The sequence below is a fragment of the Emticicia sp. SJ17W-69 genome, assembly GCF_051209875.1.
Classification (GTDB): Bacteria; Bacteroidota; Bacteroidia; order Cytophagales; family Spirosomataceae; genus Emticicia.
Genome location: NZ_JBNTQY010000001.1, coordinates 3,549,399 through 3,565,807, shown reverse-complemented (window position 1 = coordinate 3,565,807; position 16,409 = coordinate 3,549,399). Strand labels below are relative to the sequence as shown.

Below are 16,409 nucleotides of genomic sequence, written 5' to 3'. Positions count from 1 at the left end.
AACTCGTGGTAGAAAACGCCACGAGTTTTTTTTATTTAGAATTTTACGACTCTATAAGTTTGTAAAAATTTGTCACTTCGAATTTTTAGAAAATATACTCCCGTTGGATGTTGACTAAAATCCAAATTTTGTTTCTGTTGGATTTGGCTTTTATTAAACGATTGAGCATTGATTAATTGGCCATTCATATCTAAAACCTCAATATTTGTGTTTTCATTGAGACTTGTTAAATCAATGGTTATTTGGTTGGCAGTAGGATTTGGATAGATTTGAATTAATCTATTTACAGAGTTTTCGTTTGCTAAAACTAAATCTACCGAAAATTCACCTTGTAAGACCTTGCCAACTCCACAATTATTATATACTTGTGTAACTTTATAAGTATTTGATTTATCTGTCGATAATTCTAATTTAAATTCATTGGTATTTATGAATTTTGGCTCAAAGTTTTTAAATTTCTCTGTCGAGTCTTTTTTGGTTGGTATCGTGTTATAGATAAATTTATTGTCTTTATCAACAACGGATAATAGCCAAGGGGCATCACCTGTTAATTTGACAGTAGCATTGATTTTATCACCCATTGCTATTGAGGCATTTCCTGTAAGTAAAGCTGTGGCCAATTCACGAATTTCGATTGGATTAGAAAGTGGCGTACTCCAAATACTTTCATCTTCAGAAATACCTTTTATGCGATAATTATTACCAGTTGTTAAATTATCAGGTATTTCATGCCATAATCTGACAATTTTAAAAGTGGAAGTATCTGTCACTAATGCCGTTTTTGTGGTTTTTATGGCAGAATAATTTAATCCATCTTTATTTGAAAGTACGACTTTAAATTTTGAAAAATCAGTGGTATTATCAAATCCATATACTTTAATATCTAAAGAATCCTTACTTCCTGCACAATACCTGTAATTATTATCGTAATAGTAATTCAAATTAGATTCTTTGTAATAGAAATTTCTAAAATACCCGATACTTTCTATTCGTTTATCTGATTTTGGATAAACGGTAATTGTAGCCGAACCAGTTGATTTTCCCACTCCACAAGCATTTTTTACTGAGGTAATGGAGTATGTCGCCGATTTAAGAGGAGAAACAATTATACTTTTTCTGTTTGAAGCGTAGCTATTTCCATCACTAAGGTCATAATAATAAGGCATTCCTTCAATAAATAAAATCGTATCTTTAGAAATCGCAGGATCTACACCATCTTTATTTAGTAAATTTGTAATAAGTGTTGCTGACTCTCCAACAAAAATTTCTGTACTTCCGCTTAGGTTGATATTTAAAGGTGTTGAGATAATCAATGGGGTAAAATCAGAATCGAAATTAAGCTTAGCGTTGACTCGGGTGAGAGAGTCACTTTTAGAAACGGAATTATAAATCTTACTTCTACTTTTTTTACGAATTTGAATAGAATAATAGCCTGTGTTTACATCTTGGGGCAGTTTAACTTTTAAACTATTGGGATTATTTTTAAAAGTTACCAATTCTTGATTAAAAGATGCCTTGGCATTGGTATGGAGGTAAACACCCATTAAAGTATCTTTTGGGAAATCACCAATGTAGCTCAAATCGAGTGTTAGACTATCACCGCTACAAAAAGTACTGCTGAATTCTGAATTCTTTATCTTATTATAGATTGCTGGTTGAACTTTAATCGTGGCTGTTCCTTCAGCAGTTCCATAGCCACATTGGTTAAAAACTGACTTTATACTATATGTGGTGTTTTGTTTCGGTGCAAAATACCTTCCATCATTGATTAAATTCGTTTTTTCGACATTATAACTACTATCGTATTTAATGTAAGTTCTAATGCCAAAGTCAAAAGACGAAAATGAACTGCCATCATTTAAAACAACATTAAAGTCTGATGCTTTATCATAGTTTGAATCTAAATAAAGTGCTGCACCTGGAATCCCTAACACTTCTGATTTTGAAGTGTGTGTACTTAATTTTACTTGGGGTTTTTGACTTATGGCATATAATCCGTAATTAAAATTGGAAACTTGGCCACTGTTAAAAGACTTTATTCGATAAACATAATATCCTCCGAGTGTATCAGGTATAGTATAGCTGAGATCATTTTTATTTTTTTGCGTTGGAACATCAAAAAAAGATAGTTTTAGTGGCTCGACTTTGGAATACGGATTATATTTTGCCAATTGAACGGTTAATGAATCTTTGGCCGGTTTTTCACCATAATAATTATAAGTAATGATTCGTTTTGAGCCAGTACATTGAGTATTAGGAAGAAAATATTGCTCGGATTGGTCATACCCATAAATACCAGAGGTGACTTTAACAAACTTAACCTGTTTATTGATTTCAACGCTTCCACAAGTATTAGAAGCACTATTGAAGGTAATTAATGTATCTTTTTGAAAGCTGATAGGTTTCCAATATTCAGAAAAACTATTCGTGTTATAGGTATTGGCAAACTTTTTCCCATTCATCATAAAATTCAAATTGCCACCGTACCCATATATTCTAATATATGGGTTTTGATTATTTCTATCAATGACAGTATTGATGATCTCTAAATTATCTTGATAACTCCTTGTATAATTTTGCGACTCTATATAAAAGTTGTTTGGTTTGTATTCTATGTTAATGGTAACAACGTTTGATTTAATATTTTTACCTACCCCTTCAAGCCAAATTTCTACTTTTTTATAACTATTGCTACTACTTGATTTCAAAATAACTGGAGCAGTTACAAAAAGTTGTTCGGTATAAGTACCTGAACCATAATAGTAATATTTTTTATATAAAGTAAGTTGAGTATTTGCAGGAATGTTGAGCATCTTTTGAATGGGTATTTCAATATTTGTTCCACCACAAATCGTCGTTGGTATTTTGGATTCATCAATAACGAGAATTGGGTCGCTTGTGCTTGCGTTGATAGCAACATTTGTTTCTCCTGAAATGGATGCCAATGCACATTCATTTTCAGCTGAAACAACTCTAAAAGTTGTATTTTTATCAACAAATACACGGAGGGTATTTTCACCGCCATTAGCTGGCTGACAGCTTGAACAATTTAAGCGACTATGATTAATAACCCCTTTTTGCCCATTTGATAGTGTATAGCTAATTTCGCTTCCCCCTAAAAATTCAAGTGGAATATCAGTATAGCCTGGATTATTTAATGTTATTTTCGGAGTGGTTAGTTTTAATTCAGGTATCAATTTTAGTTCTGTTGAATTACCTTGATAACCAACTTTTACCTGATTACTATTACTATATGCGTTGGGTCTAACAAATAAAGTTTCGATATTGATTTTTCTTGAACCAAATAGCTTTTTTATTTGCTGATTCAAATCGGAAGGTATCGTTATCGAAATGGTTTTCTTTTCTTGATTGATGCTATATTTTAAGTTGAAAATTCCAAATGATTGACTTGTACCACTGTAAGACTTTGTTGCTTCGGAATATTCATAGCCATACACATAAATTGATGCCGACATGACAACATTATTTGCTCTGGAAGGATTGGATAATTCATAACTGTATTCAACAGTTTTTCCCTGACAAACTGATTCGTTTTTTGATTGAAAGTTTACAAATACATAATCATTCAGATTAATTGCTATCGAAGGCGTATTAATCGTTAGATTCCCACAGGAGTTACTGATTTTTGTAAAATTAAAAACAGTGTCTTTTTTGAGGACAGGAAGTCGCCAAGCACTTCCAACTAAATCTCCAGAACTAACAATATCTTTTCCATTCACAATTACCTGTGACAAGTTTGAATAATAATATTGTCTATCAGTTGAATTATAAGAGTCAAAACCTATATATATACCATTTGCGTCCAAAAATGTGTAGGTATAAACAATATCTGTTTTTTTAGTAAGGTAAAAATTAAGATAATTACTTGTTAATCGGGGTTGTTGACTGACAACTCGATAATACGTGTATTGTGATTCAAAAGCGTTAGAAGGAATATCAACTACTAAAACATTATTTTCCAATTTTGCATCAATAAATGTTGATTTACCAGAGGTAAAATTAGAATCTTGCGAAAACTCAACTTTAAAGGTGGTATTAGGTGTGAAGGATTTAGAACTTACATTGATACTAATTTTTGAGTTTTTACAAAATGTACTCTGATTAGGATCAGACTGAATAATAATTTTATCAATAAAATTTTTTCTTACAGCTTTTGCTTCACCAATAATTTCACCTTTTACACCACATTGATTAATCGCTTCGTCAATTTTATAAATGGAGATAGAGTCTTTTGGAGATACTGCAAAACTTGAGGAATAAGGAAGGCTATAGAGACTAAAATTATAATTAGCACTGTAATTAGCATTATCAGAAAGTTTTACATTCAACTGAAAGTTTTCATACAAATATTGATATACAGAATCTGTACTCGAATTTTTATCTTTTAATTTTAAACTGTAATTCAAATAAACTTTGGGTGAATCTCGATAGTAGGTAGTTTCTTGTTGAAAATCAATAACAAATGGTAAATTACCTAAACCGAATCTGATTGGAAAATCAGAATTTGTTATGGATGCTGGATTTGTAGAACTCATCCTCAAGAGATAAGTTCTACCTGCTTTTAATGTGTCAGGTAGTTGAAATTGAGCTTTACCCGAATTGCCAATATCAACCTTTTGGGCGAGAATTTTAGTGTATTTTTTTGAACCTACTGAAGCGATTTCAAGATAGAATTTGTTGTCTTCTGCATATACAACACTTGCTGAATTTCCATTTTGGTAATAGTTTTGGTAAAGCTGACCAATAATTGTCTTTCCACCACAAAGAAAACTTGAACCTTGCGGAGAATAAAAATTTGCATAAGCGTACTCTTGAGTTGTTTGTGCTTGAAGGATGGTATTGAGGCAGAAAAGAAAAAAGAATAGTGTAGAGTTTAATTTCATATTGTTGCTAAGTTGTTTATTTTAAATGCCAAAATTAAATATTTTTTTGAAGATAAAATTAAATCTTTCTCAATTTAAAATACGATATTGTTTCTTTTGTTTAGCCTGTTTAATTCTTCTCTTATCATCGTTTGAAATTTATAAATACAACTGTTTTGATTTAGTTTTTTTTAGTACAACATACTGTAAGGTGATCTTGAGGTGAACATAAATGAGATAAAACAACTAAATAAACTTATGTAGCACCAAGGATTCTTGATTGAAAAATATCTGACGATTTCAAAGAAAAAAGTATAATCTCTCTCAAATTCTAAGCAAAACTATCGTTGAGTAAGTTTTCCAAAAAGGATATTTTTTTAATTTGAAGTTTAATTTTCGGCGTTTATTTTGCCTGGACATCCATCAATGATAGCCTTAAATACACTTCCACTTTGTACCTCAAACCCTGGATTTAAAATGATTGTTTTACCACTATCAAAATTGATTTTGGATAGATTTTTTATTTTATTGGTTGATATGATCTCACCATTAACTTCAAAGTATCTCTGTTGATTTTCTATAATATTGGGTATTAAATCCGCATTATTTTTACAAAAAACTATTCTCGCCTTATTTGGATTTAAATTTGTACCTACTCCACAAATATTTGTTGCTGAGATAATTTGTAGTGAATCACTTTTTTCAAAATTATCAGGATAATAGAAATAACTAAATGTATTACTATAAACAGATGAGTAGGTAAGCACATTATTATGCTTAAAAATTAAATCTACGGGCAATGTGCCTGTTATTTTAATCGGAACTATTACATAGGACTGTTTTTGTTTCAGAATGACAGAATCTTCAAATGAAACTTGATTTGGGAAATAGAGGGCTACACCATTAGGACTTGAACTACTTTGTATATTATTATCATTCACTCTTACTCTAAAACGATAATTACTTCCAACCGCAAGATTCTGAGGAATGATAGCAGATATTGTATCTGTGAGCAGTTTCGAAGGAATAATTTGATAATTCTCGGAATTTTCATCGGACATTTCCGCCCAGTAGGTTAAGGTATTCGGTATATTTCCAATTTTTTGAAATGGTATTTTCAAGTTTTTTCCTGAACAGACTAAAGGTACACTTTTGGTGTTTATATAATTTCCTGTGGCGGTATTTACATTGATTACAGCTTGCCCTGAACCTATTCCATCACCGCAAATATTAGAAACCGATTTAACTTTATATACACTTGTAATCGTTGGAGCAAGTGGTTTTGAAATGCTTATAGGTTCATAATTAATAGAGTTATTATAGTAAGAAAGTGTAGCTTGGCTATTATCTTCAAAAGTAACTGTTATTGGAGATGTACCTTTAGAAACTTTAAAGATGATTTCGGAATTTTGACCAGGGTTTATGTATGTTGTACCAGTTAAATTAAGATTTGGAGGCTCCGAGAGGTAATGATAGCCTGAAAATGTGGTTGTCAGATTTGGGTTTGTTGCTCTTAAAAAAATTTGGTAGTACCCATGTCTAATATTATTTGGCGTATTAAAAACAATGTCACCATTGCTCTGCGTTGTTGTTGCTACTGTGTATTGATTATTATAAGTATCAACAAGTATAGCCTTTATTACATTATTTTTACCAAACTCTCCAGTTGTTTGAAAATTTATACTGACAGAAGATCCAACACAAAGGGACGAAAAAACAATATTATTAATTATGATGCTCGGACGTTCATATACTTTGACTATTCCTAATACATCACCATATCCGCAAGCACTATTTTGCACACTTTTTAGAGAATAAATATCGCCTGGCTTGGCTATAACTGGGAAATAGCCTACACTATCGCTAAATGGCACATATCGGTTCGAAGGATTGAAAACAACCCCTTTTCCATTATCTCCTTTTAGTTGTACTTTTAAAGATATACTTTCGCCACCTTTATAAACAAAAACCGAGTCGGTTCCATTTGCTGATACCAATTTTGCTGATGGTCTTTTATAAAGATATGTACTTGAGAATCGTGTACTTTCAAAGTCTGAGTAATTTGTGCAGATAACCCTAAAGTTGTAAGCAGCACCATCTTTGATGTCTTCGGGAATTTTTACAACCATTGGATTACCATTTTGCAAAGTTTCAATGGTTCTGAATTCTTCATTATTAGATTTCATTTGTACAGCAAAATTTGCATCAGTCGGAACTTCTCCTTCTAATCTATAGGTGACTGACAAGGCTCCACCAACACAATTTCTATAGGAAAGCAACTCGCTTGTATAGATCTTAAATTTTACAACTTTAACATTAAATGGTGGACTTGAATTTGTATTTATTCCACATTCATTTTTTACCTCAGTAATTGAGAATGTGGTATCTTTTTGGATTCTGATTAAATCGGATCCTCCATAAGTGGATAAATCATAAGTCTCCGCTCCAATTGTATAAATTTTACTATTGTTAATGCGGTAATACAGTGTGCCACTTCCATAAAAACTACTTATTAAGCTTATTTGCTGATTTTTTATCAATGATGCAATATTTGTATTTACCGATTCACCATAAGGTAATAAATCGTTATTATAAACATAAGCGGATGTTACACCTCCAACTGGAAAGGCGTTTAATTTTATATATGTACCGTACGTGCAACTCGCAGGAGAAGTAGAGCAAACTTTAACATAAAATGTTTCAGACATACTTATCTTATTTGTCATTCTTCCACTTAAATTGATACTTTTAGACTTACCGAGAAGAGAGTCACTTCGATAACTGGTTGCTAAGAATAATTGAAATTCATTGTCAGAATTATATTTCCCAATGGTATCTATTTGAACTATAATTGGGTCATTCAAGCAGAAGATATTCTTGTTTAGCGTAACTATTCTTAGACTATTCGGACGACTATATAAAGTATAATTATTTACTTCCTGACCAATAATTCCTACACCGCATTGGTTTTTAATAGATTGAAGTTTTATTGATACTGGATTTTTGATAAATGTGCTAAAACTCGAATTTCCTGACTCAATGATATTAGTTATTGTATCATTAGTTGATTTGACATAATAAGGCCATCCACCATTCAAATTCAAATAAATACTTACATACTCTGGATTCGAAATTTGGTAATTCCCCGTGTAAGAAATATTGGCAGAAGGAATACTCTTAATTCGTATATTGTTTGTTGTGAAATTACTTTGATATTCGTTATTGCTGGTTACTAACCTAAATTGAGTCCCATCTGAATAGTAATATTCACTCGGAATTTGAATTTCAAGTGAATCACCAATTATTGTGTGAGCAAATATTGTGTAGTTACTATGGGTATTGTAATTGTATGCTCGAACTTCAAGAGATGATAAATTTACGTATGATTTTGCTTTGAACCGAACTTTAAATTTTTCGCCAACACAAAATGACTTATTTGGTAAGTCAAAAAGTTCTAAATCGTCCTTGATTCTGATGTTGAACTCTCTATTTATTTCTTTATTACCACAATTTGATAGTACATTGGTAAATCTATAAATTCCCTGATAAGTTGGCTTGAATTGGTAATAGTAATTTAGACCTGTGTTGCCACCAAAAGGAACAACATGAAGACTATCATTAAGTATATAACTATTAGGTTTAGCTCCTGTATAATTGTAAACAAGTTGTACTTTTTCTTGAGGATATACTTCTAAATTTGGTGTAAATATTTGTATATCTGATTGCTCATAGATATTTAATTTACCAAAAATATTGCTGTAAATGTTTGGAGTAGAAGTTATTATTCTTGCGAAATACCCATTAGGAGTAATATCTGTTGGAATAATTGTTGATAATTGTGAATTTTCGTAAGCTAAATCAAGAGTCTTTACATTTATTCCTTCATTATTTAGTATTTCAAGTTTCCAGTTAGTATGGTCTTCAAATTTGTAACTTGAATTATAGTTGATGTAAATTTTTTGACCTTTACATATATCCATGCTTGAAAAGTTTGTAATTTCTAACCCATACGGCATCACATTTAAGGTATGTTCTGCTGGCTCAATTAGTCCATAACCACATTCGTTTCTTACAGAATCAACTTTGTAAGTGTAATTTTCCTGTTTAGGATTAAAATATATCTCGCCGTATGTAGGCTGAATAATTGCCCCTGAATTGAATATAACTTTTATGCTGTTAGAGCTAAAATTATAACCATTACTTTTGAGTCTTATAAATAAAGACTGATTAGGAGCAATATAATTTGTTTTTATGTATTCAGAATATTGAGTTATTACATATTGGTAAAAGCCCTCGAATTTTACTCGAGGTAAATACTTTATTAAAACATTAATTTCATTACTTACCTTGTATGGACTGGACGAATAAATACTAACATTTAAATAATTGAGATTCTCATTAGAAGCATATTTGACTGGTATTTCTACCTGAAAGGTGCCGTTTTCAAATCTTGCTGGCAGATCATAGTGGATAGAATCATTATAAACCTGTCGGAAACTTGCTCGAAAAACATTATTTGAATTAAAGCCACCATTAGAAAGATACCCTTGAATCGAAATTGTGGTTCCCACGCAATAGTTGGTGTACTGTGCTTGTGTCAAAGTGATATTTTGAGCAAATAAAACTTTGAAACCCCATATAAAAATAAAAGTTAGTAGAAATGATTTAGTATTGTATGTTTTTATTTTCCTTACATCGCTGTTTCTTTTCACACTGCATAAAAAACCAGATAAGAATGGAAACATTTCTTTAAATCTTGCATTTTCCCAATTCATAAATTTTTAAGTACTTACTATTATTAATGGTTTTAAGCTCGTTCTCTATCTCTCCAATCTAAGATAAGCTAATTTAAAATTATTCTAAAATAAATTGGCGAGTTTATTTTTCGGCTGACTTCAATTAGACAGAATGTATTTTTGATTTAACTTAAGTTAGGTAAGTTGTGGATTCCTGTGTTATTACAAATTTGTAAAAGATTTATATGAGATAAATGCTGTCTTTTAAATCAAGTTTGAAAAACAAATTTTCATCAAAGACTTAATATTGCAAAAGTAATGGCAGCAAAGAAACTAACAAATAAATATGTTATCTTGTTGTATTTTAGTTGTTTTTGTTCTATTAAAATCCATTGTTGTTGGTAGAATAAGAGAATGATGATTACATGAAATAATCGTTTTCTCAGTGTTCAAGATTAAAAAAGACGAGTTTGGTAATATTCTACAGTCACTGAGTCTTTTAATGATATTATGTTTAATGAAGATGTCTTTTTCACTTTCTTCTTTTTTTAACAGTTTTATTAGATAATGGAGATACATACTGTTGATCTACTTGATGTTTTGCAAACTTCTCCTCCTTGCAAACGAAATGGGTGAGTACATAGACTCTGTTTAAAAATAATTAAAAAAATACTTAAACTCATAATAGTATTTCTATGAAACTTGTCAGTATTTAGAATCGAATAAAAGATTTATATCATTAAATAAATTCATCTGTTCGCTACTATAACTTTTGCTGAAAAAGATGAAAATAAAATAATTTTTATGAATATAGGGGTTGATTTGGGCGGGACTAAAATAAGGGCTGGTATCGAACTAAATGGTTTGATTACAAAGCAAAATACGACTTTTCTACAACAAAAAGAATCATTAACATCCACTTTAGACCAATTAATTGAGCTTATAAGACCACTCATCTCTTATTCGGTCAATAGAATTGGTATTGGTGTTCCTTCGGTGGTTGATACTGAAAAAGGAATTGTCTATAATGTAACCAATATTCCATCTTGGAAAGAAGTGGCTCTAAAGGATATTCTGGAAGAGGAGTTTAACTTGCCAACATTTGTCAATAATGATGTCAATTGCTTTACATTAGGCGAACATCGTTTTGGTTTGGCTAAAGGCTTTAATTCAGTTGTTGGTGTTACAATCGGAACAGGGCTGGGGGCTGGAATTATCATCAACGATAAATTGTATGTCGGACACAATTGTGGAGCTGGAGAAATTGGACTTTTACCCTATTTAGACAAAAACTTTGAATATTTTGTCAGTAATAGTTTTTTTGAAACACAATTTGGTGTCAGTGCTTTAGCTACCAATGAAGCTGCAATTGATGGAAATTTTAAAGCATTGGAAATTTGGGATGAATTTGGCAGACATTTAGGTGCTGCTATCAAAGCAATTATGTATGTTTATGACCCAGAAACCATTATTTTAGGTGGTTCAATAAGCAAAGCTTACCCATATTTTCAAGCATCAATGTTTGAATCTTTGCGTGATTTTGCTTTTCCTGAATCTTTGAAACGCCTTAAAATCTTTCAATCTCAAGATAATAATATTTCGATTCTGGGAGCAGCAGCATTAAATTCATAAGAAAATTTTTTCTCTAAACCATATATGAAAAGCAATACTTTTATCGTAATTCTTATTTTTTTTATCTTTTTTGTCATTTCTTTTCTTAGCAATATTCTTGGACCAATCATTCCTGATATTCTCAATAGTTTTGATTTGAGCATAGGTTTGGCTGGTTTTCTACCATTTGCTTTCTTTGTCTCTTATGGTGTTGCGTCAATTCCATCGGGTGTTTTGGTTGAAAAATACCATGAAAAACGAATCCTTCTTTTAGCTTTTTCCTTGGCTTTTGTTGGAGCTTTACTTTTTGCCTTCATACCAACTTTTGCGGTTGCTTTGCTATCCTTATTTATCATCGGAATTGGTATGGCAATGCTACAAGTGGTAATTAATCCATTGTTGCGAGTAGCTGGCGGAGACACAAATTTTGCTTTCAATTCGGTTTTAGCTCAACTTTTCTTTGGCGGAGCCTCTTTTCTAAGTCCGATGCTGTATAGTTATTTTGTGATTAATGTTCATTCCGGAAAAACTTCCAATTTTATAATCGAAATAATGAATAAAATTGTACCACAATCTTTGAAATGGGTATCGCTTTATTGGGTATTTGCCTTAGTTGCTTTGTTGATGGTTTTGATTATAAAAATGGTGAAATTTCCAGAAGTAGAACTCAAAGAAGATGAACGCATCGACACAGGAAAATCATTCAGTGAATTGCTGAAAAACAAATACGTGCTTTTGTTTTTCCTCGGAATATTTGCTTATGTTGGGACAGAACAAGGCATTGCTAACTGGACATCAAAATTCTTACAAGTTTATCATGGCGTTGACCCAGCAACACTTGGAGCCTCAATCATTTCTTATTTTTGGGGTTTATTAACAATTGGTTGCTTTTTAGGGCTAATTCTACTAAAAATATTCGATAGCCGTTGGGTGCTAATTATATTTACCGTTGGAGCAATCATTTCTTTATTGATTGGTTTGTTTGGCTCTCTACAATTGGCTTTGATAGCTTTTCCTCTTACTGGCTTTTTTGCTTCTGTCATGTGGTCAATCATTGTTTCTTTAGCCCTCAATTCAGTAAAAAATCATCACGGAACATTTTCAGGAATCTTATGTACAGGCATCGCTGGCGGAGCTTTTGTGCCTTTGATTATTGGTGGTTTGGGTGAAATTTTCGGACTTAGGTTGGCAATGCTATTTTTATTGATAACTTTAGGTTATATATTGAGCATCGGAATTTGGGCAAAGCCTTTGGTAACAAATGCGACTATTAAAAGCTGGAAAGAGTTGTTTCAATAATTTCTAAAAAATGTACAAAATCATTTTACTCATTGATTTTGCTGAGGAATACAGCAAGGCTCTCTTGAAAGGTATCGCCAAATATTCAAAGGAACATGGCCCTTGGATATTCTGTCGAATGCCTCTTTTTCAGAGAGAAACCATTGGTTTGGATGGAATTTTGGAGTGGGCTTTGGAATGGGGGGCAGATGGAATCATCGGGCAGCTTTATAACGATGCAGGCATTGAAAAATTCATTGAAGCGGGTATTCCAGTGATTGCTCAAGATTTCAAAGAACGATTCAAGGAAGTACCTAATATTACAGGTGCTCATAAAGAAGCTGGCGAAATGGGTGCAGATTATTTTTTGAAGAAAGGCTTTAAAAACTTTGCCTTTTATGGATTCAAAGATATAGTTTGGTCGAGAGAGCGAGCAGAAGGTTTTGAAGAACGAATTGCTAAAGCAGGGCATAAAGTGCATTATTTTGAACATGTCATGGCTCGTTCGACTGAAATTTGGTACTATAAGCCAAGTTCACTAAGTCAATGGCTCAAATCATTGCCCAAACCTATTGCTTTGATGGCATGCGATGATAACCAAGGTCAGCATATCACTGAGGCTTGCCGTCATTCAAAAATCAGAATTCCCGAAGAAGTGGCTGTTTTGGGAGTTGATAATGACGAAATGGTTTGTGAATTTTCTGACCCACCCTTATCAAGTATTGGTCAAGATGCCGAAAAAGGTGGCTATGATGCTGCTAAATTGCTCCACGAAATGATTAAAAATGGCACAGCCGATTTTTATGACATTATTGTGCGACCTACGCAAGTCATTACAAGGCAATCGACCGATATTTATGCTACCAATGATGCTTATATTGCCACTTCATTGAAGTATATTCATCAGAATATTGATAAAAATCTTCAAGTTGATGATGTTGTCAAACAAGTCCCTCTTTCCAGAAGGGCTTTGGAAAAACGCTTTTTGGACATCACCGGTTACCCCATTTACAAATATATTTTCAATCTTCGTATCGAAAAATTGAGTCAAAAACTTTTAGAAACTGACTTGACAGTTTTTGAAATTGCCCTCGAAATGGGCTTGACCGATAGTAAAAATATTGCTCGGCAATTCAAACAAATCAAAGGTTGTACGCCTATCGAATATCGTAATCAATTTTTGGCTTAACCTTTCTACAACTTCATTTTCTCTGAAAGATTATAACCTCTAATTCTGATAATTGGCTCTTTATTTCCTGCATCTTTTTTAAAACATTTTACTGTCAATATTTTACTCTCATGTGGCAAAAGTGAAACATAATTATCTGACCAAAAAACAGGTAAAATAGCTGTGTCAGTACTTGAATTAGCTAATTCAGTTTCAATAAAAAATGTCATCTTTTCTGAAAAATTACTTAATTTTAAAGTGATTTCATACTCATTTTCTGATGATATTATACTTTTTTCAGCCTTGATTTTTGTAGTTGGTAAATGATTGAGCGGCGTAAAATCAGCGTATTGTTTTTGTGGTGTATAAAACCAAAAATACTTCGACCAATCTAATTTGTCTGTCTGGGTTGACAACCAATAAAAATTGTCGGCAATGATTGTTCCTGAAGTATTTTTAAGTTTTAAATCTAAGAAATATACTTGATTCTTGTCTTTCAATTGAGGAAGTTTTAACCATTCTTTGGTGGCGTTTTCTGCCAAATCAATGTTGGTAGTTTTCTCAAAAACTACTGTTGAATTTTGGTCGAGTAATTTGATTTCAGCTTTAAAATGCTTCAATTTTTCACGGGTATCGTTGCTCAAATGAACAGAATTATCAAAATAATTATAGATAATATTGATTGGATTTGCTGCTTTTTTAGTGCCATAATAGGCTCCAGTTGGCATTAAATAATAGTCGTACAATTGCCAATAAAACTCTGGCCACGGCGAATTGAGCATCCATTGAACTACGCCAGTTGAAGTTGGTCGATTAATAACGTGAGCTTCAAACATGGGTCTGATTGCTTCGTAATTCATCAATTGAGCTTTAAAAGCTAAATCTTCCAAGTCTTTAGGCGTGCCATATTTAGTATTTAAAGCTTTCAAATAAATACCCATTGTATTGAAATCCTTTCGTCCAGAGTGGTAATTCCAAGTTTTATTTTCAGGTGGCCAAAGTTCTGCGGTAGGAATCATTTTCTTGATGCCTTCTATCGGTGGAATTTGTGGGCCAGGCCCCGTTTCTGAATTAAAACCATAAGCTCCACCTAATTTTTTATCTTCATACCAATAAACTGGTGGTACATATTCATAAGGGCCGTTCATTTTCATCCCCGATTTGCCAGTTAAAGTACTTTCAAATTCCCCCGAAGAAGTCAAGAATGGCCGAGTAGGGTCATATTTTTGGAGCGTTTCTAAATAACGTTTTTCTAAAGAAGGTTTTGGCATGGCATCACTTCCACCAGCCCAAGTAAAAATACTTGGATGATTTCGCAACCATTTTACTTGATCCCTAAAATAGTCTGAAAGTAATGTTTCTTCTGAAGGCGTAAGTTTTACGGCATACAAATCTACGCCAACATTGATTGGTAAATTTTCATCGCCAGGTTTTATTTTGAGTTCTTGACCCAAATAATCTGGCCATTCCCATTGACAGCTCCAACCAATCATCAATAAAATGCCATTTTCATCACAAAGGTCATAAATGTGCTGATTATTGCCCCAAATACCTTCAAAACGCAAAGAATTAAGATTCATTTCTTTTACATATCGAATCTGTGCCGCATCTTTTTCAGGCATATATCGCAAGAAAAGGTCATCGACCCAGCCTGCACTTTTGATTAAAACTTCTCGCCCATTGAGTTTATACCCTCTGACATTTTTTGCGTTTAAATAAGTTTCTATCTTTCTGATTCCAAATTTTGTTGCTTGCCTATCTTGCGAAATATCATTTTCTCTTACTTCTAAATTTAAGGTATAAAGATTAGGTTTACCCAAACCATTTGACCACCATAATCTTGGATTTTTAATATTCAACTGTTTAAATTCAGAAGGAGAAAACTTAATCTCGATTTTTTGATGAGGAGCGATCGTAACTTTTTTAGAAAACTTAATTTCTTCAATTTGACCGATAATTTCCACAGTTTTGGTTTCATTGTGATGATTTGTAAGCTCGGTAGTGATAATTAAGGTAGCTTTCGTTAAATCTTTTGTATCGACATCAGGAGCAACAAAACTGGCATTTATTGATATTTTTCCAGACCTTTTTAAGCGAATTTCTCTATAAATTCCCATATAATGGTCGGGTGGGGTTGGAGCCCAATCCACAAAACCCATATAAAAATCTCTTACTTTTGGAGGAAAGACTTCTACTAAAAGGATGTTTTTGCCATTTTTTGCAGCATTTGTAATATTTAACTCAAATTGTCGGAAAGCACCAAAAACAGTATCTTTTGAAGCAATTTGTTTACCATTTAACCAAAAATTTGCCCGATAATTTACACCATCAATCAATAAACTCAGGTTTTCTTTAGCTTCATCAAAACCATCCATATCAAAACTATTTCTAAACCACCAAGTATTTTCAAAAGGCTTTCTTGGAATTTTCTCTAAATTATTCCCCATAAATGGGTCTTTATAAACACCTGCTTCAACCAAGGCTCCCAAGACGGTTGTAGGCACTGACGCTTTAGTCCATTTATCAAGATTGATGCTTTCTGATGAAATCATTTTTGCATCCTCTTTTAAGTCTTTCGATGAGGCAATCAGCCAATTTTGATTTAAAACTTGCTCTTCAACTTTTATCTTAGAGCTACAATTTGATAGTAACAAACTGATTATCAGGGTAATAAAAGCGGTTATAACTTTATTCATGTTAATTAAATTTCAAAAAAAGCGTAAATAATGTGGC

At 32.4% G+C, this 16,409-nt stretch carries 6 protein-coding genes; 3 read left to right on the top strand and 3 right to left on the bottom strand.

The features are described 5' to 3' along the window. Nucleotides 1–35: 35 nt before the first annotated feature. The gene (locus ACQUQZ_RS14500; RefSeq protein ID WP_435355732.1) at nt 36–4,904 is read right to left on the bottom strand and encodes a T9SS type A sorting domain-containing protein; all 4,869 of its coding nucleotides are present in this window, start codon (nt 4,902–4,904) and stop codon (nt 36–38) included. Nucleotides 4,905–5,272: 368 nt separating this feature from the next. Then, a complete protein-coding gene (locus ACQUQZ_RS14495; protein ID WP_435355730.1) occupies nt 5,273–9,658 on the bottom strand; it encodes a 3-coathanger stack domain-containing protein in 4,386 nt (1,461 codons plus the stop codon). A 765-nt stretch (nt 9,659–10,423) separates the two neighbouring features. On the opposite strand from ACQUQZ_RS14495, the gene ACQUQZ_RS14490 reads away from it, so the two are divergent. From ACQUQZ_RS14490 to ACQUQZ_RS14480, 3 genes are read left to right on the top strand one after another with little or no spacing between them, the layout of a single operon-like run. Beyond that, nucleotides 10,424–11,251 carry an ROK family protein gene (locus tag ACQUQZ_RS14490; RefSeq protein ID WP_435355728.1) on the top strand — a complete coding sequence of 276 codons (828 nt, stop codon included), beginning with the start codon at nt 10,424–10,426 and terminating at the stop codon, nt 11,249–11,251. 24 nt (nt 11,252–11,275) lie between these two features. Further along, entirely contained in the window at nt 11,276–12,529 is a 1,254-nt protein-coding gene (locus ACQUQZ_RS14485) for an MFS transporter (RefSeq protein WP_435355727.1), read from the top strand. A 10-nt stretch (nt 12,530–12,539) separates the two neighbouring features. Beyond that, a complete protein-coding gene (locus tag ACQUQZ_RS14480; RefSeq protein ID WP_435355726.1) occupies nt 12,540–13,697 on the top strand; it encodes a substrate-binding domain-containing protein in 1,158 nt (385 codons plus the stop codon). Nucleotides 13,698–13,702: 5 nt separating this feature from the next. Here ACQUQZ_RS14480 and ACQUQZ_RS14475 read toward each other — a convergent pair whose 3' ends face one another. Then, entirely contained in the window at nt 13,703–16,372 is a 2,670-nt protein-coding gene (locus ACQUQZ_RS14475) for a glycosyl hydrolase 2 galactose-binding domain-containing protein (protein ID WP_435355725.1), read from the bottom strand. Nucleotides 16,373–16,409 lie beyond the last annotated feature (37 nt).